General features: G+C 53.5%; 18 protein-coding genes. 9 read left to right on the forward strand and 9 right to left on the reverse strand.

The genetic code is table 11. From position 1 onward, the window contains the following. Positions 1-221 precede the first annotated feature (221 nt). Complete coding sequence (locus tag JUJ53_RS07855; RefSeq protein ID WP_204151446.1) at positions 222-362, forward strand: hypothetical protein; 141 nt, start codon at positions 222-224, stop codon at positions 360-362. A 39-nt stretch (positions 363-401) separates the two neighbouring features. Here the strand turns inward: JUJ53_RS07855 and JUJ53_RS07860 are convergent, their stop codons facing one another. Continuing rightward, positions 402-2,693 carry a PAS domain S-box protein gene (locus JUJ53_RS07860; protein WP_204151447.1) on the reverse strand — a complete coding sequence of 764 codons (2,292 nt, stop codon included), beginning with the start codon at positions 2,691-2,693 and terminating at the stop codon, positions 402-404. Between the two features lie 534 nt (positions 2,694-3,227). Between JUJ53_RS07860 and JUJ53_RS07865 the strand changes: the two genes are divergently transcribed. Both JUJ53_RS07865 and JUJ53_RS07870 read left to right on the forward strand, forming a co-directional pair. After that, complete coding sequence (locus JUJ53_RS07865) at positions 3,228-3,389, forward strand: hypothetical protein (RefSeq protein ID WP_204151448.1); 162 nt, start codon at positions 3,228-3,230, stop codon at positions 3,387-3,389. A 563-nt stretch (positions 3,390-3,952) separates the two neighbouring features. Further along, positions 3,953-4,945, forward strand: a complete 993-nt coding sequence (locus JUJ53_RS07870) for a ribose-phosphate pyrophosphokinase (protein ID WP_204151449.1) — start codon at positions 3,953-3,955, stop codon at positions 4,943-4,945. Between the two features lie 213 nt (positions 4,946-5,158). Here JUJ53_RS07870 and psaC read toward each other — a convergent pair whose 3' ends face one another. The 3 genes from psaC to JUJ53_RS07885 form a co-directional block, all read right to left on the reverse strand. Beyond that, complete coding sequence (gene psaC, locus JUJ53_RS07875; RefSeq protein ID WP_012307203.1) at positions 5,159-5,404, reverse strand: photosystem I iron-sulfur center protein PsaC; 246 nt, start codon at positions 5,402-5,404, stop codon at positions 5,159-5,161. Positions 5,405-5,618: 214 nt separating this feature from the next. Beyond that, positions 5,619-6,200: an FKBP-type peptidyl-prolyl cis-trans isomerase gene (locus tag JUJ53_RS07880; RefSeq protein ID WP_204151450.1), complete on the reverse strand. Its 582-nt coding sequence runs from the start codon at positions 6,198-6,200 to the stop codon at positions 5,619-5,621. A gap of 73 nt (positions 6,201-6,273) precedes the next feature. Beyond that, positions 6,274-6,597 carry a phasin family protein gene (locus JUJ53_RS07885; protein WP_204151451.1) on the reverse strand — a complete coding sequence of 108 codons (324 nt, stop codon included), beginning with the start codon at positions 6,595-6,597 and terminating at the stop codon, positions 6,274-6,276. Positions 6,598-6,802: 205 nt separating this feature from the next. Here JUJ53_RS07885 and JUJ53_RS07890 point away from each other — a divergent pair, with 205 nt between their 5' ends. After that, positions 6,803-7,120: a TIGR03792 family protein gene (locus JUJ53_RS07890; protein WP_204151568.1), complete on the forward strand. Its 318-nt coding sequence runs from the start codon at positions 6,803-6,805 to the stop codon at positions 7,118-7,120. A gap of 36 nt (positions 7,121-7,156) precedes the next feature. Here JUJ53_RS07890 and JUJ53_RS07895 read toward each other — a convergent pair whose 3' ends face one another. Then, positions 7,157-8,512 (reverse strand): serine hydrolase, encoded by a 1,356-nt coding sequence (locus JUJ53_RS07895; protein WP_204151452.1) that lies wholly within the window; start codon positions 8,510-8,512, stop codon positions 7,157-7,159. Between the two features lie 73 nt (positions 8,513-8,585). Between JUJ53_RS07895 and JUJ53_RS07900 the strand changes: the two genes are divergently transcribed. Continuing rightward, the gene (locus tag JUJ53_RS07900; protein ID WP_204151453.1) at positions 8,586-8,780 is read left to right on the forward strand and encodes a hypothetical protein; all 195 of its coding nucleotides are present in this window, start codon (positions 8,586-8,588) and stop codon (positions 8,778-8,780) included. Positions 8,781-8,909: 129 nt separating this feature from the next. Here JUJ53_RS07900 and JUJ53_RS07905 read toward each other — a convergent pair whose 3' ends face one another. Beyond that, positions 8,910-9,704, reverse strand: coding sequence for an RNA methyltransferase (locus tag JUJ53_RS07905; protein WP_204151454.1), 795 nt, complete (start codon positions 9,702-9,704; stop codon positions 8,910-8,912). Between the two features lie 152 nt (positions 9,705-9,856). On the opposite strand from JUJ53_RS07905, the gene JUJ53_RS07910 reads away from it, so the two are divergent. The 3 genes from JUJ53_RS07910 (at position 9,857) to JUJ53_RS07920 (ending at position 12,039) form a co-directional block, all read left to right on the forward strand. Next, positions 9,857-10,024, forward strand: a complete 168-nt coding sequence (locus JUJ53_RS07910) for a DUF2256 domain-containing protein (RefSeq protein ID WP_204151455.1) — start codon at positions 9,857-9,859, stop codon at positions 10,022-10,024. 85 nt (positions 10,025-10,109) lie between these two features. Continuing rightward, positions 10,110-11,051, forward strand: a complete 942-nt coding sequence (locus JUJ53_RS07915; protein WP_204151456.1) for a HEAT repeat domain-containing protein — start codon at positions 10,110-10,112, stop codon at positions 11,049-11,051. Positions 11,052-11,088: 37 nt separating this feature from the next. Then, positions 11,089-12,039, forward strand: a complete 951-nt coding sequence (locus JUJ53_RS07920) for an isoaspartyl peptidase/L-asparaginase (protein WP_239124872.1) — start codon at positions 11,089-11,091, stop codon at positions 12,037-12,039. A gap of 101 nt (positions 12,040-12,140) precedes the next feature. Here JUJ53_RS07920 and adhE read toward each other — a convergent pair whose 3' ends face one another. The 3 genes from adhE to JUJ53_RS07935 form a co-directional block, all read right to left on the reverse strand. Then, complete coding sequence (adhE, locus tag JUJ53_RS07925) at positions 12,141-14,831, reverse strand: bifunctional acetaldehyde-CoA/alcohol dehydrogenase (protein WP_204151457.1); 2,691 nt, start codon at positions 14,829-14,831, stop codon at positions 12,141-12,143. A 798-nt stretch (positions 14,832-15,629) separates the two neighbouring features. Further along, positions 15,630-16,046, reverse strand: coding sequence for a gamma-glutamylcyclotransferase family protein (locus JUJ53_RS07930; protein ID WP_204151458.1), 417 nt, complete (start codon positions 16,044-16,046; stop codon positions 15,630-15,632). Between the two features lie 256 nt (positions 16,047-16,302). Then, complete coding sequence (locus JUJ53_RS07935) at positions 16,303-17,178, reverse strand: Cof-type HAD-IIB family hydrolase (RefSeq protein ID WP_204151459.1); 876 nt, start codon at positions 17,176-17,178, stop codon at positions 16,303-16,305. A gap of 346 nt (positions 17,179-17,524) precedes the next feature. Here JUJ53_RS07935 and polA point away from each other — a divergent pair, with 346 nt between their 5' ends. Beyond that, positions 17,525-20,458, forward strand: coding sequence for a DNA polymerase I (gene polA / locus JUJ53_RS07940; RefSeq protein WP_204151460.1), 2,934 nt, complete (start codon positions 17,525-17,527; stop codon positions 20,456-20,458). Positions 20,459-20,469: the final 11 nt, after the last annotated feature.

Here is a 20,469-nt window from a genome sequence, read left to right on the forward strand (position 1 = left end):
TGGTGGGCGTAGGCAATCAAACCTGAGACCAAGTTCATTGGTACCCGATGAACCAGAAGCTGAACCTCTAGCAAGGGGATCTGAAATTTGGCGGTGCTGAACCGATGATATGCGCTAGCGAGCCGTGGGCGAGGCGATGACACTCACACTTCAGCAGCATCCAAGCTATTCATCATCAAGGTACGGTGAGCAGCTTGCTTTCATTTCAATGGCATAGCGTCATGCAGCAACGTCTGATGTTCCATGCACGATGGTGCGCCATCGTGCCGCTAGTCGCCGTTCATCAGACGATGGAAGGGGCTGCGGTGCCGCGAATGTTCGATTTGACACAAGTGTTCAACCTGCTCATGCTCAGGCCATAAAAGAATGAGGGTCTTAGCTTATCTCGAACGTAGGGTCGATTAGGAGGGCGATCGCGGTTGAATCACAGGGATCTCAATGATAAATTCCGTTCCCTGATTGGGTTCCGACAAGCAGCGTAGCTGACCGCTATGGCGATCGGTGATGATTTGATAGCAGATCGACAGCCCCAGACCCGTACCTTTGCCAGGCTCTTTAGTGGTGAAAAATGGATCGAAGATACGATGGTGGAGATTGGCGGCAATGCCGGGGCCATTGTCCCGAATCTGAATTTGAATAAGATTGTCATGAACCTGCTGGGTGGTGATATAGATGGTAGGCTCTGTATCAGGAAGCGATCGAATGTCATCGAGGGCATCAATGGCATTCGATAAGATATTCATAAAAACCTGGTTTAGAGGGCCAGGAAAACATTCCACCCACGGCAATGTTCCGTAGGTTTTTTTGATGGTAATTCCAGCCTGATGGACTTTTGGCTTCAGCCGACTCTGTAAAATCATCAGCGTACTTTCCATACCTTCATGGATGTCTGCCTGTTTTAAAGCAGCTTCATCTAGGCGCGAGAAGTTACGCAAACTGCTGATAATCTGACGAATACGCTCCGTGCCGACCTGCATAGAATCTAAGGTTTTTGGAAAATCCTCAATCAGGTAATCTAATTCCACATGATCGATCGCTGCCTGCACTGGAGCAACTGGCTCTGGATAATGCAAACGATAGAGATTGAGAACCTCTATCATATCTGCTAGATACCGATGGGCATGGTTGAGATTGCCATAGATAAAATTCACGGGATTATTGACCTCATGGGCTACCCCCGCCACGAGCTGCCCGAGGCTAGACATTTTCTCACTTTGTACCAGTTGCATCTGAGTACGTTTTAGTTCATTGATGGTGCATTCTAGCTGCTGAGCTTGAACCCGCAGGGCGGCTTCCGACTGCCGTAAAGCATATTCAGCATGTTTGCGCTGGGTAATATCGATGGCGAGGGAGGCAATGCCCACGAGGTTGCCATGTTCGTCCACTAAGCGCACATCGTGCCATTCACAAAGAATGTAGTCTCCTGACTTAGTAACGTTGGTATTTTCACTCTGGTAACTGGTGCCACTATCCATAAGCGACAGCAGAACATCTTCCACAAACTGATGCTCGTTAGAGGGCACAATCAGGTCTTGAATCAACTGGCCCACGGCTTCGCTGGCACTATAGCCAAAGACGCGCTCCGCCGCTCGGTTCCAGGCCGTGACCCGTAGTTGGCGGTCTAGCTCGACAACGGCAATGGGGGTTTGTTCAAACAGGAGCGATCGCCGCTGTTCTGACCGACGCAGGGCCGCCTCTTTAGAGAAGCGATCGGCCATGGCTTGTTCTAGGGTCATCTCTTGTTCTGCAAGCTGCTGTTGCTGTTGCTGATATAGCTCGGCCTGCTGGATGGCGATCCCCACATGGGTGGCCAGTTGCTCCACGAGGTTCATTTCAATGGGTTGCCACGCTCGGGCAGCCTGGCACTCATGAACGCAAATTAATCCCCAGAGAATGCCGTTGCAGATGATGGGAGCAACGAGATTCGCCTGCACCTGAAATTGCTTGAGGAAATCAACGTAGCAGGGCACTAGGTTGGCGTGTTGCACATTGTTCACCACATGGATGCGGCCGTGGCGATAGGGCTCGATGTATTTCTCGGAAAAACAGGGATCGTGCAGGGATGTTCCTAAGACGGACGGGCATTCCTCGACCACCGATTCCACCACAATGGTGCCGCTCCAGTCTGGGGCAAATTGATAGATCAAGACCCGATCTGTATCTAGGAATTGCCGTACTTCTTTAACGGTGGTCTGTAAGATTTGCTGCAAGTCAAGAAGTTGATGAATTTGCGATGATAGTGAATGAATAATCTGCTCCTTTTGGATCTGGCGGGGCGATCGCCCCTGAGGCAAAGGACAGAAGGTCACCTCATCCGCCATCAGCAAGAGACCGGCTGGACGATCGAGTAGAACTGCTGAGCCTGCTCCATCGCTCCAAGCGCGCGCTGTCCAGCATAGACCTCCCTGGGTGAAGCCAGGTTGATCGTCTTGCCATTGATAGGAACCATCCGTCTGACAGGTCGCCAAAATCTGCTCCCAGCGCTTGGCATGGTCTGGGAAATACCGCCTGTGGGACTGCCCCACCCAATCGTTCTTGACCTCAGGGGCGATCGCCACCAGCCGTAGCCAATGTCGATTGACCGCTAGGTAGTTCATCTCAATGTCTAGCAGGGCCGCCGCTGTGGGCAAGCTATTGAGCAAGGTGGACAGCAGTGATGCCTGATCCGAAACCAGCGTTTGATGTGCAGACATAGCAACGTGGAGGAGTAATAGAAGAGCCCAGTGCATCCCTGAGACGCAATCCCAGCACCGTTGGATGAACTCAAATAGCGTTTGATGGCAAATCTTAAGAGAGGCAAGGGGCGAACTTCCCTAGTGTTCCCAATGGAACATCCCAAGTGTATCAATGCCATTCTGATTAAACATCCGCCAAATGTGATACATCTCACAGCCTAGTTATAGTTTAGATCACATCTTTCTGCCTAGATGGCTCACCCGTTGAACGTCGATCCGTCACGATACTGCTCTAGAAGAATCACCTAGAACCACCGCCGCGATCACGGGTTCAACGGCTGGAACACGACATACTAAATGCAGCCCTACCCTATGCATTCCCCCGTTTAGAGGCATGGGCACATCGCGACCTACAACGGGTCGCCCTAGCCATTTCACGACCCTCCCCAGTGGTGACTTGACATAGCCCCTTGGATACCAAGATTCAGCGATCGCTGAATTGGGGCACCCATCTATATCCATTGAGATTAGGACATCAGGACGGAGGATCATATGCCATCCACTCAGCAGCAACAAGTTGCTCTAGCCCATGCCGCCATGGAGCAGGCGCTCTATTTTTTAGACCGTCATGCTCCGCAGCGAGCGCTTCCCTATCTTGAATTTGCGTCTCGGCAATTCCGTGCTCTTGAGGGCAGCCGCGAAACTCTACGATAAGAAAATTTGAAGTCCGAGCCAGCATCAAACGGCCGTTTAGCGCAAGCCTAGGTGCAGACTTAAGATCGGTCATTCCTCTCAGATTTGATCCGCCATGTTCAGCCAGTTGACGGAGTAAGAGCCTGTTGGATCCTAGCGATCGCACAGTATAATCTGTACCAGGTAACTGAGTTTAAACGCTAAGGTTACAAGCCAGTGACCCATTGCCATCTCACTACCCCAGTTATTGATGCTGGACTGTGCTCAACTCTAGCCTAACCAGCGCCTCTAGGTTCCATGTATTTATAAAACGCTAAAGCTGTTCTTAAATAATCTCGTGAAAACCCTATTTCGTGCCATTCCTTAGGAATGGTAGGCTTGCATAGCCTAACCTCAAATGCCATCAGGACAGTCACTGTTCACTCTGGCACTCGTAAGCCTATCCACAGCCCAAGCGGCTAGATGCCCCAAGTATGGGACATGCCGCTGAGATCCAACGCGGTGGGGGCGGCGATCGCTGACTGCGGCCCTCCCCATCTCCAACGTACTGTCCTGCACTGACTCTGACACTTCGAGGGCTCATCGTGATTCACTCTGCTACTCTTCCCCTTCAGACCTCGTTGCACACCTTCTCTGAGAACAGCCGACTGCGTCTGTTTGCTGGCTCATCGAATGTGCTGCTTGCCGAAGAAGTTGCCCGCTATCTGGGCATGGACTTAGGCCCCATGGTGAGAAAACAGTTTGCCGATGGCGAACTGTATGTCCAAATTCAGGAATCGATCCGAGGGTGTGATGTCTATCTGATCCAGCCCACCTGCCATCCGGTCAATGACCATTTGATGGAGCTGTTGATCATGATTGACGCCTGCCGTCGGGCATCCGCCCGGCAAATTACCGCCGTGATCCCCTACTATGGCTATGCCCGCGCCGACCGCAAAACCGCCGGACGAGAATCGATTACCGCGAAGCTCGTCGCCAACTTGATTACCAAGGCGGGAGCAGGGCGCATTTTGGCCATGGATCTACACTCTGCCCAGATCCAAGGCTACTTTGATATTCCCTTTGACCATGTCTATGGTTCTCCGGTGATCTTGGAGTATCTGGCTCGGAAAGATCTGTCCGATGTGGTGGTGGTCTCGCCCGATGTGGGTGGGGTGGCTCGGGCTCGGGCTTTTGCCAAGAAGCTCAATGATGCTCCCCTTGCCATCGTCGATAAACGCCGGCAGGCCCATAACGTGGCGGAGGTGATGAATATCATTGGTGATGTGGCGGGCAAAACGGCCATTTTGGTGGATGACATGATCGACACCGCTGGCACCATCTGTGAAGCTGGTCGGATGTTGCGCCATGAGGGAGCGCGTCGGGTCTACGCCTGCGCCACCCATGCGGTGTTTTCCCCACCAGCGGTTCAGCGGCTCTCCAGCGGAATTTTTGAAGAGGTGATTGTCACCAACACCATTCCAGTGTCTCCAGAGCGCTACTTCGAGCAGCTTACGGTGCTGTCGGTGGCCAACCTCTTGGGAGAGACGGTGTGGCGGATTCATGAAGATACGTCGGTGAGCAGCATGTTCCGCTAGGGATCGCTCTCTGGTGCCCTAGTTTCTAGTTGCTGCAGGCTTAGACACCGAGGCGGTCTTGCCGTAGTCGTAGATCAGGGTGGGCGATCGCTCACCCTAGTCTCACCATGATCCTAAGGCAAAAAAAACGGGGACTGTGCCCCGCATTCGTTATAGGTTGAGTGATAAAACCTCAAAACGGATGAACCATCCGCCCGAGTTAAGATGTACAAATTAGTAGGCCAGACCCATACTGCGGGTCGTTTCAGCGCCGAGGTAAACACGGATGCTCAAGAAATCAGTGGGGCAAGCCGTTTCACAACGCTTACAGCCTACACAGTCTTCCGTCCGTGGAGACGAAGCGATCTGCCCAGCTTTGCAGCCATCCCAGGGCACCATTTCAAGAACATCTAGAGGACAAGCACGGACGCACTGCGTACACCCAATACAAGTGTCGTAGATCTTAACGGAATGCGACATTGATATACAGGCTCCAAACGATTGGCTGTTAACAGTCTGACCAGATCCATTCGTTGGAATACAATCTGGCTGACGTCGATGGTTTTACAATCGAGTTTCAGTGTACAGCAGGGCTCTAGGCGGAATCTGCAAAACCCTACAAAACTTCAAAGAATGTAATATCCTAGGGCGATCGCGCCCCTTGCGATCGCCCCATTCTAGTAGGATGATCAGCCTAGCTAATCCGCAATAATTCCACATCAAACACTAGGGTTGCATTGGGCGGAATGACGCCACCAGCACCCCGAGCTCCATAGCCTAAGTCTGAAGGAATAATCAACTGCCGACGTCCGCCAACCCTCATGGTGGAAAGACCTTCATCCCAGCCACGAATGACCTGACCGGTGCCTAGCCGAAAAGAGAAGGGACGGTTGCGATCGCGGGAGCTATCAAACTGGGTACCGTCTTCTAGGGTGCCAACGTAGTGTACGACCACGGTTTGACCCGTTTGGGGAATAGCACCGGTGCCTTCCACTAGTTCAACGTACTGTAGACCAGATTCAGTGGTAACTAGGTTATCTGCCACAGGGGCGACCTCTGAGGGGGATTCTGCTGGATTCATCAAGTCACTAGCTTCGGTGCTAGGAGCTTGGGCGATGTTAAGTTCAGCCGGAACGGATGGGCTGCTATCGGCAACGGTCACCTCTGGTGTGGGAGATGGAGCAGCGATCGCATCCCCTGTGCCTCGAATCTGGGCAACCAAAAGCACGAGGCAGCAGGCCACGATGACTCCAAAGCTAATTAGTATCTCGCGCAAAAGAGTTTCCTCCGTTTTAAGTCGTTCAACGTGTTGAGGGTGAGCGGCGCAGTCCGGCCAACCTGATGAACCATCAACGCCACAGCTTATTTTCTAGATCCCGCACCTGGCGCTCTAAGCGATCGAGGCGGCCGCGCAGTTCGTCCATCTCTGCCTGCCGGGGGACGCCCAAGTCTTGTAGAACATTGCGAAGCTGCCGCTCAAACTGGGCTTCGACATTGGTCTGCTCCGAACGAAGCTGCTGCATGAGGTCATTGACAAAACTAGACGCCTGCTCGGGGTCTAGCTTACCGTCTTTTACCCATTGATTGCTGACATCTCGAAGCTTTTCAGCAACTAAGGACGTCGTCCCGATGCCGATCATTAAAAGCTGCTGAATCAGATTATTGTTGTCCATGCTAGGGTCCTCTCAACCAACCGTGCGCTCTGCTGATGTGATGAGATAGCGGTTAGCGATCGCTGGGGCGATGGCTGACCTATCCCACTTCATACTAGCCCTCGCCTCTATCTCTGTATCCAAGAATCCCAAATAATCCTGATTCCTCACCCCTGATTGCTATCGTACTATTGTCTAGTACATAGGAAGGATCAACTGCGTGAGCATGGAGATTGAATGGTTACGCTTCCGGGTCAACGATAGTGAACGAGAACGATTTGTACAGCAAGATCATGCCATCTGGACGCGTACCCTGGCTCAGTATCCTGGTTTTTTAGGGAAAGACGTCTTGATCAACCCCAATGACGTCACTGAGGTGGTGACTATCATTCGCTGGAATAGCTTTGACGAATGGCAGGCTATTCCTGAGGCTGTGCTTACGGGAGTCGAGGCAGAGTTTTCCCAGGCGATGGGCTCGACCTATGAACTGCTCGAATCTCGCCACTATCAAGTGCGGAAGTTTGCCCAAGAGCATTGCGGGTAAACCGAAGCAGTCCGCTAGACTCATCACCCATCAGGGTCAATTAGGGTTGGGTTCCGTGGTAGAAATTTGGGCATCGCCTTCTGAAGGAAGGGCTTGACCGCCCTGGGTGGCTTCGGTTTGGGAATCAAGATTGATGGTGGTCTGGGGCGATCGCGTTAGGTACTCATAGATCGATCCATTGATCAACCGAATCAGTTCCTGGGCACGACTATCGTTGTGGGGACGGCTCATCATGACGGCAACGCCATAGCGAGTACCACGGGGCGTGTCTACCGTACCCACATCTCCAACCATGGCACCAATATCACCCGTTTTGTGGGCAATGGTGGCACTGGGATCGTTTACTCCAGCAGGAATGAGGGTGTCGGTGTAGGTACGGCGCATGATGTCAAACAGGCGATCGCGCGATCGCAGGGACAGCAATTCGCCTCGGCTCAGGCGGGTCATGAGTTCCACCATTTCGTAGGGGGTGGTGGTATTGGTGCCCTCTAGATCCGGTAACCAGTCGCGCAGGATAGTATTTTCTAGCCCCCAGGATTGGAAGCGTTGGTTGAGGGCTTCTGCGCCACCCATGCGACGAATCAGCATATTGGTGGCGGTATTGTCGCTAATCACAATCATCAAAGAGGCCGTTTCCAGGGCGCTGTACTCGGAACCTACGCTGTGAAATTGTAGATCCCCTGATCCCTCAGCTACGTCTGCTTCTGTCAGCGTCAGGGTTTCCGTCATCTGAATGGTGCCAGCATCCACATCTTGGAAGAAAGCAACCAGGATAGGTATTTTAATGATGCTAGCGGCCGGAATGACTTGGCGTCCGTTGATATCTAGGTAGTTGCCGGTCTCGAAGTCTAGAACAAACACACCGGGGGTGAGGTCTGGGTAGGGGGTCGTTAGGTCACGCACTTGCTGCTCTAGATCCATCATCGATTGATTGAGATCAAGGGGCATGAGGGTCGAGGCTAGATTGGTTGCCCCCAGACTAGTGCTCGATGCATCCGCAGGATCGGCCATGGCTGCTGGGGTGTCCTGTCCCTCGGCATAGTTCACCGTGGGGTTAAACACAGACAGCAGCGTGCCGACAATTGCGCCAATGCCTACCACGAGAATCAACAGCCGCACGAGGTAAAGCAGGACAGGATTGGGCCGGCTTCGCCGCCGCACAGGGCGACCCGGTTGGGGCGATCGCCCTCCTGCTGTTCGAGCCATGGCTTGAGGAGCCGGCACCCGCCGCATACGTGGATCGGTGGTGGGGTTGCGGTCTGGAGACCCTGGCCGGGGCGATCGCGGCGGCGCTGTCCGGGAAGCTGAGCGGGAGGATGCCTGAGGAGAGGTTGTTCGAGGGGACGATGTCCGAGAAGATGCTGTTCGAGAAGACGCTGTTCGAGAAGACATGGCCTGGGACGAGGATGGCTGAGGAGAGGATGCTCCGCCTAACAAACGCCATAACCATCCCCTGGATCGTCGCTTGGGGGGCGCGGTGCGGGAGCGGGCAGAGTCTGGCATCCGACGGGTTCCAGCAGGAGCAGCAGCTCGCCGGGTCGAGCTGGGTTCAGAGGGGCGCGGGCGACGTAGCGGCACCACTGTTCCCGATCCGGCCGCTGGGGCAGAACGTTGTCCTGATGGCGGCGCGACCCGACGGCGGCGGGATGAACGGGATTGATGACCAGACTCCACCATGAATATCTCCTCGATCGCAGGGATTAGATAGCGCTATAGACAGGGTACAGGATCACCCATCCTTAGCGTTTCGCTCTCATAAGAATAAGGGGTGACACTAGAAATGCGATCGCTAGTCTGACTTTTTTTCTGCAGATTGTATTGCCGCTTGGGCGATCGCCCAGTGAACTTGTCGCAGGACGCCATGCAGCATGGAAACCTCGTGGCTGGATGGATAGGCACGGTTTAACAAGCGCCGCACTTTGGCCATGCGGCTTTCGGCGGTGTGGGGATAGAGATAGCCAATCCGTAACAGCAGATCTTCTAAGGTTTGGTAATAGCGTTCGAGGGCATCCAGGGAGGCAGCCGGTTCAGCGATCGCTTCCCTAGAACCCAGCGAGGTTTCCGGTGAGCCCGCCAGTTGATACAGCTCATAGCAACAGACCGCCACGGACTGAGCTAGGTTCAAGGATCGGTAGCGATCGCTAGAGGGAATTTGCACCCATCGCTGGGCGTAGTTGAGTTCGGTATTGCTCAGACCTCGATCCTCCGGCCCAAAAATTAACGCCGACTGTACCGGCGGCATCTGGTCTGCGCCCTCTAGCAGCCAAGGCAAGGCCTGGCGCGGATGTTCTAAGCGGCTGACATCGGTATAGTCATCTCGTCCCGTGGTGGCGATCGCCCGCTGGCATCCCACCAAGGCTTCTGGCAACGTGGCAACCACCTGTAGTTGATCGAGCAGATCCCAGGCATGAACCGCCATCCGTTGGGCATCCTCGCCCCGAACGTCACAATGGGGCTGCACCACCACCCACTGCGACAAACCCATATTTTTCATCACGCGGGCGATCGAGCCGATATTCAGCGCTCCCGATGGTTCCACCAGCACAAGACGGATCGCCGCTAAGCGATCTTCCGGCTCTTTCATGGTAAGTCTAGAGTCTCTGCAATGTTAGGATTTAAACTGGCGTCCTGCATGGTCTAAGGCTAGACAGCTCGGTAACAAGAGATGATATCAAGCTAGGATCATGACGTCAGCTCTTTCCACCCTATCTCGATCTAGATCGCTGTACAACGCTGATGGGACGCAACCGTGCCAAGTCAGACCTCCCCACCAAAGTATGTCCGGTGTGCCAACGCCCCTTCACCTGGCGCAAGAAGTGGGCAGACTGTTGGGATGAGGTGAAGTATTGCTCCGAACGCTGCCGCCGTCGTCGGTCTACCCTAGAGACGCCGCCTGATAGCTAGACTGAGAAGAGGGTACCCAGGAACGCCTAGGGTACGGTTGGGCGATCGCGCCCCAATTCATTGCAACCGAACAAGGGAGAGATTGATGGGATTGATTCTCGGGATCATTATCGGACTGCTGGTGGGAGCCGGTCTTGTCTATCTGTGGCTGAAGGCCCAGCTCGATCGCAAAACCAAGGAATTGCAGCAAAGCCACCGGGTGCTTGAGGAAGTGTCCCGCGAGCAGGAGGCCCGTCGCCAAGATTTGGTGCGATCGCTGCAGGCCGACTATCAAAAGCAGTTGGATGCCCAGGCGCAAACGCTCACCCAAGGCCATCAAGCCAAGGTCAATGCCCTCGCGGTCGAATCCCAAAAACAGCGAGATGACCAGATCCAAGCGCTTACCCAGACCCACGACGCCCAGGTGCGATCGCTGCAGGCAGAAATTGCCCACCTCACGGCTCAACTAGAAAACCTATCAGCTGCACCTCCCGCCGCGCCAGCACCTCCTGAGGCACTTCCCGAGGCACCGTCCGAGGCAACCTCCGAGGCTCCGTCCGAAGCGATCGCCAACGGTGATAGTCCGCCACCGGAGCTAGCTAACCCACCGGTCGATAGGGTACCGACGCCACCCCCTGTTTCCCCAGCGGTCGATCTGCAACAGCGGCTCGTAGCCCTTGGTCAGTCGGGACAGCTTGCCAATAGTTCCTCGATCGCTTGCCATGCTAGTTCACCGGATCCTGCTATTCGTGAGCAAGTAGCGGTCTCTCTGGGACAATTGGTGGCCTCGCGCATGGTAGGCACCGATGTCCGTCGCATCATTCCTGTTTTAGACCGGCTCAGTCGCGATCCTCAGGTTCATGTGCGCTGTGCTGCCGTCGAATCGCTGGGGCAAATTCGCTCAGAACAGGTAATTCCTATCCTGGAGCGATCGCGTCGGGATTCTCACCCGCAAGTGGTCAAAGCCGCAAGCTGGGCGATCGCGAAATTCAAATTCTTCCGCCAAGCTCCCCCGCCGTCTCCCCCACCTGCTCCCGACCAACCCTAAGTCAACCCATCAGCGTATCTAATTAACGTATCTAGTTATGTCAAACCATCCGGTGCAGCCCAAACTGATTATCCATGGCGGAGCGGGCAGTTCTCTCAAGGGCAAGGGCGGCGCTGAAGCTGTCCGTAAATCCCTCTATCACATTGTCGAAACCGTTTATGACCAGTTGCTGCGAGGAAGCAGCGCCAAGGACGCCGTGATCCTAGGCTGTCAGCTTCTAGAAGATGAACCACGGTTTAATGCTGGCACCGGCTCGGTGCTGCAGTCGGATGGGCAGGTAAGGATGAGTGCGTCCTTGATGGATGGCGCAAGCCAAAGCTTTAGCGGCGTCATCAACGTTTCGCGGCTGAAAAATCCGATTTATCTAGCTCAATTTTTGCAAGATTCTGCCGATCGCGTTCTGTCTGACTATGGCGCTGCTCAACTGTTGCGGGAGCTGAATATTCCTACCCATGATCCGCTCACCGATCTGCGCCTTCAGGAATGGATTCAGGAACGAGCAGGTAACTTTAATAGAGATATGGCTGGGGTGATTGCCGAAGCAGATCTGGAAGATTCTGCTGGACGAGGCACCATCGGTGTAGTGGCCCTTGACCAAGATGGACATGTTGCAGCAGGTACATCTACGGGTGGGAAAGGCTTTGAGCGCATTGGTCGGGTGAGTGATTCGGCTATGCCTGCGGGCAACTATGCCAACGCCTGGGCTGGCATTAGCTGCACGGGGATCGGCGAAGATATTATTGACGAATGCTTAGCGGCGCGCATTGTGGTGCGGGTCACCGACGGGGCGTCTTTGGAGGATGCGTTCCATCGTTCGTTTGTGGAATCTCAGCAGCATCAGCGTGACCTCGGTGCGATTGGGGTAGCGCAATCAGGGGCGATCGCTTGGGGAAAAACCAGCGAAATTCTCCTAGCGGCCTACCATAACGGCGATGCGATCGGCGATACCCTAGAGCTGCCCGAAGGAATGCAGACGGGGAGCTGTTGATAGAGCCTGCTATAAAATAGGCGATCGCTCCTTGAATAAGATAAGGAGCGATCGCTGGTTATCGATGCTTAGCCTAGGACGTTCAGACTAGGAGATTTGGGTTAGGAGGTGGCGATCGCCACGTCTGGCTGGAGATCGGTGGCTCTGTCGGCCATCTCTGTGGCATAGGCAGGGGTGACGTCTTTGTTATACAAGACTGAGTCTAGACGACAGCCTTTGTAAGCGAGGACGTAGAGTTCCTTCATATCCCGAATCAGGGGATAGCGAGGGTTGGCCCCTGTACATTGGTCATCGAAGGCCTGGTCGGCCATCTCTTCAAGCTGCTCATAGAAAGCCTGCTCGTCCTCAGATAAGACTTCCTTAATGGTCATGGGCATATCGAGCTCTTTCTTCAGGTTTTCGATAGCATTGACCAGCAAGTCAACCTTTTCATCCTCGGTGGTGCCCCCTAGTTGCAGATGGTCGGCAATGCGGGCATAGCGCCACTTGGCATTGGGGTATTTGTATTGAGGAAAGATCGCTTGCTTGAAGGGAATATCGGTGGAGTTATAGCGGATCACGTGGGAGATCATCAGGGCGTTGGCTAAGCCATGGGGCACATGGAAGGTCGAGCCAAGCTTGTGGGCTAGGGAGTGGCAGACGCCTAGAAAGGCATTGGCAAAGGCCATGCCGGCCATGGTGGCTGCATAATGCACCTTTTCCCTGGCCTTGGGATCATTGGCACCATTTTTGTAGGCGCTGGGTAGGTACTTAAACAACAGGCGAATGGCTTCTAGGGCCAAGCCATTGGTGAACTCGGTTGCTAGAACCGAGACATAGGCTTCTAGGGCGTGGGTGAGAGCATCCACACCACCGTAGGCCGTGAGCGTCTTGGGCATGTGCATCACCAAGGACGGATCGACGATGGCCATGTTGGGGGTGAGGGCATAGTCCGCTAAGGGGTATTTAATGCCGGTGCTGTCATCGGTGACCACCGCAAAGGGCGTCACTTCAGATCCAGTTCCGGAGGTGGTGGGCACGGCAATTAGCATGGCTCTATCACCCAAGGGCGGCAGTTCATAGACGCGTTTGCGGATATCCATAAACCGCATGGCCAGTCCATCAAACTGGATTTCCGGATGTTCATACATCAGCCACATCACCTTAGCCGCATCCATCGGTGATCCACCGCCAATGGCAATAATCACATCGGGCTGGAAGCTATTCATCACCGCCACCCCTTTCATGACAGTCGATAGGGATGGATCAGGCTCAACATCATAGAAGGTTTGGTGCTTCAGCCCAATTTCCTCCAATACTTCCGTCACACTTTCTGTGATGCCTAGGTTGTAGAGAGGTTTATCGGTGATGATGAAGGCTCGCTTTTTGCCCGCGAGTTCCTTGAGGGCAACGGGTAAGGCTCCACAGCGGAAGTACACCTTGGGCGGCACACGGAACCACAACATATTCTCCCGACGTTCCGTCACGGTTTTAATGTTGAGCAAATGGTGGGGCGCAACGTTTTCGGAAACAGAGTTTCCGCCCCAGGTGCCGCATCCTAGGGTCAAGGATGGATCGAGCTGGAAGTTATACAGATCACCGATCGCCCCTTGGGAGGCTGGCGTATTGATCAAAACCCGCGCGGTTTCCAGATGAGACTTAAACTGGCGAATTCGGTCTTCGTTGTTGGGATGGGTGTAGAGAACGGAGGTATGGCCATGCCCCCCAAAGGCAATCAGCGCTTCCGCCTTGGTGACCGCTTCCGAAAAGTCTGACGCCCGATACATGGCGAGGATCGGCGATAGTTTTTCATAGGCAAAGGGTTCCTCGGGGGCGATCGCTTCCACTTCACCAATCAAAACCCGAGCTCCCTTGGCTTGCTCGATGCCGGCTAGATCTGCCAGGACATCAACGGGCTGCCCCACGATCGCCGCATTCAAACGACCATTCACCAAGATAATGTTGCCAACCTTCTGCCGTTCCTCTTCATTGAGAATATAGGCACCGCGTTCGAGAAACTCTTGGCGCACCTGATCATAGACCGAATCCACCACCACGACGGACTGCTCACTGGCGCAGATCATGCCGTTATCGAAGGTCTTGCTGATCAGAATAGAGCTGACCGCCATCTTGATATGACAGGTTTCATCAATCACCGCTGGGGTGTTGCCGGCTCCCACGCCGAGAGATGGATTGCCCGAAGAGTAGGCTGCCTTGACCATACCCGGCCCGCCGGTCGCCAAGATCAGCTTCACATCGGGATGCTGCATCAACTGTTGCGAGAGGGGAACGGTTGGTTCATCAATCCAGCCGATGATATGCTCTGGGGCTCCGGCTTTCACGGCTGCTTCTAGGACAATTCGGGCGGCGGCAATGGTGCAGCCTTTAGCGCGAGGATGGGGCGAGAAGATAATGGCGTTGCGGGTTTTGAGGGCTAGCAGGGCCTTAAAGATCGCCGTAGAGGTGGGGTTGGTGGTGGGGACAATGCCGGCTAGGATGCCCACGGGCTCAGCAATGCGCTGAAAGCCAAAGGACGGATCTGATTCGATCACACCGCAGGTTCTTTCGTTCTTGTACTTGTTGTAAATCATCTCCGAAGCAAAGTGATTTTTGATCACCTTGTCTTCCACAACGCCCATGCCGGTTTCCTCCACCGCTAGCTTGGCTAGGGGGATGCGGGCGGTGTTGGCAGCCAGAGCCGCTTGCTTGAAGATGACATCGACCTGCTCCTGCGTAAACTTGGAGTAGGTTTCTTGAGCCGCCTTGACGGACTGAACCAATGTTTCCAGCTCGTCTGAGTTCGTAACGGACATGGGGGTTGCAAGTAGATTCGAGATCGTCATAAAGGCTCTCCAGGTATCGTCTGGGAAATGGTGGTTGAGGTTAGCGTGGTGTTAAATCATGCAGCGATCGCCCTTAGTTAACCGCAAGAACCAGCGTAAACATGTGCTCTGAACAACAGTTAAGAAAGAATTAACAACGTACTCACGGACATGCGATGATCTATGGAAAAATCTAGAGTTTTACAATGTTTCAGAGCTTAATTCTAGAACAGACTTTTCTCACAATCATGGCTTAGAACTCCCTGTGCTTATCATCCAGACATTGCTTCAAAGCCGCTTTATGTCTATGGTTTAGCGCCACTGTTTCTGTTAGAATTTCAAGCATATAAAGAATCCGCAGTATGGCATAGAAGATCCTAGATCTACGATGCGAGGACGTTCAAGGATTGATGACCTCATGATGTCAATTACGCCCTCTATTATAAGTTTGCTATCCTCTAGTTGCCGAACTCTTTTATGGTAATTAAAGACTTGCAGCGATCGCCTCTCTCAATCCTTCATTCCATAAAAAATTAAGCATAAATTAATATCAATTATGTCTACCTAGTATCGCAAGACAGAAGAACGAAGACAGAAAAACGAAAAGGAATTCCAGGACACACCCGGTAACCCGTCTCAGCACATAGGCGGGTTACCGGGTTGACTGACCCATCTTTTTGTCTAGGCTAGGTTGACCCATGTCAAACCCAGTACCAGCTTAGATTCCGTTGGGTTACGCTGACGCTAACCCAAACGACGAGAGAATCAAGATCGCAGGAGTTTTGTCCGTCAATCAGGTGCCTGATTACCATTCCAGACATTGTCCTCACAGAGGACACCGCGCCACTGCTGCACCTGCGCCTCGGTCATCCAATAGCTCCAGGCTAGCCCCAAGGATTGACGATTGCTGCCAAAGACTTCTGTTGTCCGACGTTCATACTCATTCTCCAAGGGCGATCGCTGGGGATCATAGCCCTCTAGATCGTCTAATTGGTCTAAAATCTCGGCACTGGCAAAGGTCAGTAGGGAACCTTGAACAGGGCGATCGCCCTCCGTGAGTGCCGGGTAGCCCATGGGCAGATGGTAGAGCCTGCCCCAAGCGATCGCTGCCTGGACGGCGATGACGCTAGGAGCACAGTAGTCCGCGTAGTAATATCCCCCCGGTTTCAGGGTTCCATAGACAAAGACACGACAGGCTACATCCATGATCGGCTTCTATCCAGGCGCTTCAAGGTGATTCAAAAGATTTTTACATTGGGCTAGAATACCTACTCTGTGGCGATCCCAGCCCCGTGAAAATGTCATAACATTGTCATATTATCGACGCATGAGTGACAAATCTAAACAAGTCTTGTACACTCACTAATGTGTGAGGAGCGAACCAGCGAGGGCATCGAGACGAAACACGGTCAGTCGTCGATGCCCTTTCTGTTTTCTAGGAATCTTTAGGATTCCAGCATCCTCACAATAGAAATTTCTCTAGGGCGATCGCCACTCCGTCCTCTTCAACATCGGCGGTTGTCCAATCAGCAAAAGCCTGCACAGCTTCTGGAGCATTGCCCATGGCGATGCCAATCTGCGCATAGTCCAGCATTTCCACATCGTTGAAATTATCGCCAATGGTCATCACCTGGGCGGCAGAAAGGCCCAGCAGTTGCTCGGCCAGGTAGCGCACGGCCACGCCCTTGTTCACTTGGGGATTGGCCGCCTCAAAAAAGGTGGCCACAGACTTGGTGAAATAGAGTTCGGCGGGGGTGTAGCGCTGGCGCAGGGAATCGAGCAGTTGGTCGATCAGCAAGGGATCATGGCTGAGGGCTAGCACCTTGGTGGGGTCGTCGGTCAGAACTTGGCGCAGATCGCCCACAACATTGGGCGTCACCCCACTTCGTTCAGCATAGGCGGCCGTTTCGGGGGTCATGTCCCGCACGTAGAGGCGATCGTTGATGTAGAAGTGAATGGAAAGGGGGGTGTTGAGATCAGCCTGGCGTTCTACATCCTCGAAGTAGTCCAGCAATTGCTCAGCGGTATGGCGAGCGACGGGCCAGTGATGGTGAACCACGCCGGTCTTGGGTTCTTTAACATAAGCGCCTTGGTAGGACAGCAGCGGCAGGGTCGATCCCACGGCTTCGTAGAACCGCAGGGCGGCACAATACATCCGTCCTGTAGCGATCGCCACTTGAATGCCCTTGGCTTGAACGGCGCGGATCGCTTCTAGGACAGCGGGGCGAATGGTGTTGGATTCACCGGAGATCGTCCCGTCAATATCGAGCACGAGCAACCGGATATCGGAGGCATCCGGTAAAGACGTTGATTGGAGATCGGAGGCAAGGGCTGACATGGGATTAGGGCACCACCGGCAATAAACTAGCTCCAGTTTAGGGCCATGCCTGGGGGCAACGCGGTGGTTCAATGGTTTAGCTACAGATTTCCTGATGTGAGCTTAGCGACGTCTTCCATCAGAGAGGATCGGTTCCCCCAAGGGTGAATGGGGTTCAACCTTGGGGATAGATTATTTTTACATTGAATCGGGTTCATTAATTCCCATGGCATGGTTCAATTGTACTATACGATCAATTGCCGGTCAAATCTGTTAGCATCCTTCAGGATGACAGCACTAGCATCGGTCACAGACAGCTTGTATCCGCCCAACCTCTGGTATCTTGGTTTTTTCGAGTAAAGGTTCTATGTCCAGCGATCGCTCCACCCCGCTCTTAATCTTGGTTGATGGTCATTCCCTGGCGTTTCGGTCGTACTATGCCCATGCCAACGGGCGCGATGGCGGTCTGCGCACCTCCACCGGCATCCCCACCAGTGTGTGCTTTGGCTTTCTCAAATCGTTGATCGATATGCTCAAAGCTCAGCAGCCCACCCACGTCGCGATCGCCTTTGACTTGAGCACCCCCACCTTCCGCCATGAAGCCGACGATACCTACAAAGCTGGGCGGGCAGAAACCCCTGACGACTTCATTCCCGATATCGCCAATTTGCAAGAGATCCTAGCGGCGATGAACCTGACGATTGTCACGGCGACCGGCTACGAAGCTGATGATGTGATTGGTACCTTAGCTATCCAAGGCAAAGAGGCCGGCTACCGGGTGAAGATTCTCAGTGGCGATCGCGATCTCTTTCAGTTGGTATCTGCCGAGCGCAGTGATGAGCAAGGCGTGAGCGTGCTGTATTTGAGCAATGCCTTTGCCCGCAATACCCCGGCTGGCGGAACGGAATATGGCCCCACCCAGGTGATGGAAAAATTGGGCGTGACGCCCGAGCAAGTAGTGGATTACAAAGCCCTTTGCGGTGATTCGTCGGACAATATTCCTGGTGTGCGCGGCATTGGGGCGAAGACGGCGGTGAAGCTGCTAGAAGAATTTGGCACCCTAGAACAGGTCTATGCCAACCTCGACCAAATTAAGGGCGCAACTCGCAAGAAGCTGGAAGAAGGACGAGAGGCGGCGCAGCATTCCCAGTTTATGGCGCAGATTCATCTCAATGTGCCCATTGACCATGGCTTAGACGACTGCCAACTAACGGGCTTTAAGAGCGATCGCATCCGTCCACTCCTAGAGCGGTTAGAGCTGCGCCATATTCTGCGCGATCTGCCCGCCCTACAGCAGGTGCTGGGGGGAACCGATGATTTGGCATACCCCGAGGTCACGGCTGATAGTTCCGACGATCGTCTCAACACCAGTCCCACAGCGGATGATGGCGATACCTGGTTTTTTAGCGCCGCCGAGACCCAGGAAAGCCAGCAGATCCAGCAGGTTGTGGTGTTGCCCCAAGTCATTAGCGCCCCCGCGACGCTCAATGCCCTGATCAATCACCTGAAAACCTGTACTGACCCCGATCGCCCTGTGGCTTGGGATACGGAAACCACCGACTTGGATCCACGCTTGGCCAAACTGGTGGGTATTGGCTGTTGCTGGGGCGATCGCCCTTCTGATGTGGCCTACATTCCCCTAGGTCATACCCAGGGCGATAATTTAGACCTTACGGCAACCCTGAATGCTCTGCGACCCATTTTAGAAGATCCTGCCTATCCTAAAGTTCTGCAAAATGCTAAGTTCGATCGGCTAATTCTGAAGCACCAGGGTATTAACTTATCTGGTGTAGTGTTTGACACGATGCTGGCGAGCTATGTGATCAATCCAGAGCATAGCCACAACCTGAGTGACCTCACCCTCCGCTATCTCGACAGCACCGCCCAAAGCTACAAAGATCTCGTTCCTAAAGGCAAGACGATTGCAGATATTGCCATCCAATCGGTGGCCAATTACTGCGGTACCGATGTGCTCACCACGTTTCGTCTGACAGATATTTTGCGATCGCACCTTAAGGAAACGCCGGATCTGGAAACTTTGCTGCGCACCGTAGAAGTGCCGCTAGAATCTGTTCTGGCTGAGATGGAAGATCGAGGTATTCACATTGATCAAGAGTATCTACATATTTTTTCCCAACAGCTTGAACAAGATCTAGCTGCCATTGAACGACAAGCCTACAAGATAGCTGGATATCAATTCAATCTCGGCTCTCCCAAACAGCTCAGTGAACTGTTATTTGAAAAGCGAGGGCTGAGTACCAAGAAATCTCGCAAAATTAAGACTGGCTATTCTACCGATGCTGCGACATTAGAAAAACTTCAGGGCGAAGATCCCATCATCGACTGTATCCTCGAACATCGTACCTTGTCTAAGCTTAAATCTACCTACGTAGATGCTCTACCTGCCCTTGTCAATGCCGATACGCAACGGGTGCATACTGATTTTAACCAAGCGATTACCGCCACGGGTCGCCTCTCATCGTCCCATCCCAACCTGCAAAATATTCCGATTCGTACGGCCTTCAGTCGCAAAATTCGGGCCGCATTTATCCCTGAGCCGGGTTGGATCTTAGCCGCTGCTGACTATTCCCAAATTGAGCTACGTATCCTAGCGCATCTCAGCGGTGAACCAGTGTTAATCGATGCCTACCGAAACCGTCAGGATGTGCATACCCTAACAGCACAACTGCTGCTAGAGAAGGAGACGATTTCATCGGAAGAACGGCGGTTAGGTAAAATCATTAACTTTGGCGTCATCTACGGGATGGGGGCTACTCGCTTTGCCCGTGAAGCTGGCGTGAGCCGTACGGAGGCGAAGTTATTTATCGATCGCTTCAACGATCGCTATCCTTTAGTCTTTGCTTACCTTCAACAAATGCAGCAAGAAGCGATCGCCCATGGTTATGTAAAAACAATCCTAGGACGACGGCGCTACTTCGACTTTGATAATCGACACCTGAACAGTCTACGGGGTAGTGATCCCAGTGCCATTGATCTCAATGGCATCAAGTCTCCTGGTATGTATGATGCCCAGCAGCTTCGAGCGGCTGCCAATGCACCGATTCAAGGATCGAGCGCGGATATTATTAAAATTGCCATGGTACGGCTCCATGACTATCTAAAGCCTTATCAAACCCAGATGCTGCTGCAGGTGCATGACGAACTGGTGTTTGAAGTGCCGCCCCAGGAATGGGAGGAGGTATCGCCCCAAATTCAGAGCATTATGGAGTCGGCAGTCGATCTGAAGGTGCCGCTGGTGGCGGAGATTCGCTCTGGGAAGAATTGGATGGAGGCGAAGTAGGGCGAATACGA

It is taken from the genome of Leptolyngbya sp. CCY15150, from assembly GCF_016888135.1.
In the GTDB taxonomy this organism is placed as follows: Bacteria; Cyanobacteriota; Cyanobacteriia; order RECH01; family RECH01; genus RECH01.

What these genes read in the sequence shown, in the direction of transcription:
- JUJ53_RS07855 (WP_204151446.1), top strand. Translation starts at nt 222, where the DNA reads ATGCAGCAACGTCTGATGTTCCATGCACGATGGTGCGCCATCGTGCCG.
- JUJ53_RS07860 (WP_204151447.1), bottom strand. Translation starts at nt 2,693, where the DNA reads ATGTCTGCACATCAAACGCTGGTTTCGGATCAGGCATCACTGCTGTCC.
- JUJ53_RS07865 (WP_204151448.1), top strand. Translation starts at nt 3,228, where the DNA reads ATGCCATCCACTCAGCAGCAACAAGTTGCTCTAGCCCATGCCGCCATG.
- psaC (WP_012307203.1), bottom strand. Translation starts at nt 5,404, where the DNA reads ATGTCGCATTCCGTTAAGATCTACGACACTTGTATTGGGTGTACGCAG.
- JUJ53_RS07885 (WP_204151451.1), bottom strand. Translation starts at nt 6,597, where the DNA reads ATGGACAACAATAATCTGATTCAGCAGCTTTTAATGATCGGCATCGGG.
- JUJ53_RS07890 (WP_204151568.1), top strand. Translation starts at nt 6,803, where the DNA reads ATGGAGATTGAATGGTTACGCTTCCGGGTCAACGATAGTGAACGAGAA.
- JUJ53_RS07895 (WP_204151452.1), bottom strand. Translation starts at nt 8,512, where the DNA reads ATGTCTTCTCGAACAGCGTCTTCTCGAACAGCATCTTCTCGGACATCG.
- JUJ53_RS07905 (WP_204151454.1), bottom strand. Translation starts at nt 9,704, where the DNA reads ATGAAAGAGCCGGAAGATCGCTTAGCGGCGATCCGTCTTGTGCTGGTG.
- JUJ53_RS07910 (WP_204151455.1), top strand. Translation starts at nt 9,857, where the DNA reads ATGGGACGCAACCGTGCCAAGTCAGACCTCCCCACCAAAGTATGTCCG.
- JUJ53_RS07915 (WP_204151456.1), top strand. Translation starts at nt 10,110, where the DNA reads ATGGGATTGATTCTCGGGATCATTATCGGACTGCTGGTGGGAGCCGGT.
- JUJ53_RS07920 (WP_239124872.1), top strand. Translation starts at nt 11,089, where the DNA reads ATGTCAAACCATCCGGTGCAGCCCAAACTGATTATCCATGGCGGAGCG.
- adhE (WP_204151457.1), bottom strand. Translation starts at nt 14,831, where the DNA reads ATGTCCGTTACGAACTCAGACGAGCTGGAAACATTGGTTCAGTCCGTC.
- JUJ53_RS07930 (WP_204151458.1), bottom strand. Translation starts at nt 16,046, where the DNA reads ATGGATGTAGCCTGTCGTGTCTTTGTCTATGGAACCCTGAAACCGGGG.
- JUJ53_RS07935 (WP_204151459.1), bottom strand. Translation starts at nt 17,178, where the DNA reads ATGTCAGCCCTTGCCTCCGATCTCCAATCAACGTCTTTACCGGATGCC.
- polA (WP_204151460.1), top strand. Translation starts at nt 17,525, where the DNA reads ATGTCCAGCGATCGCTCCACCCCGCTCTTAATCTTGGTTGATGGTCAT.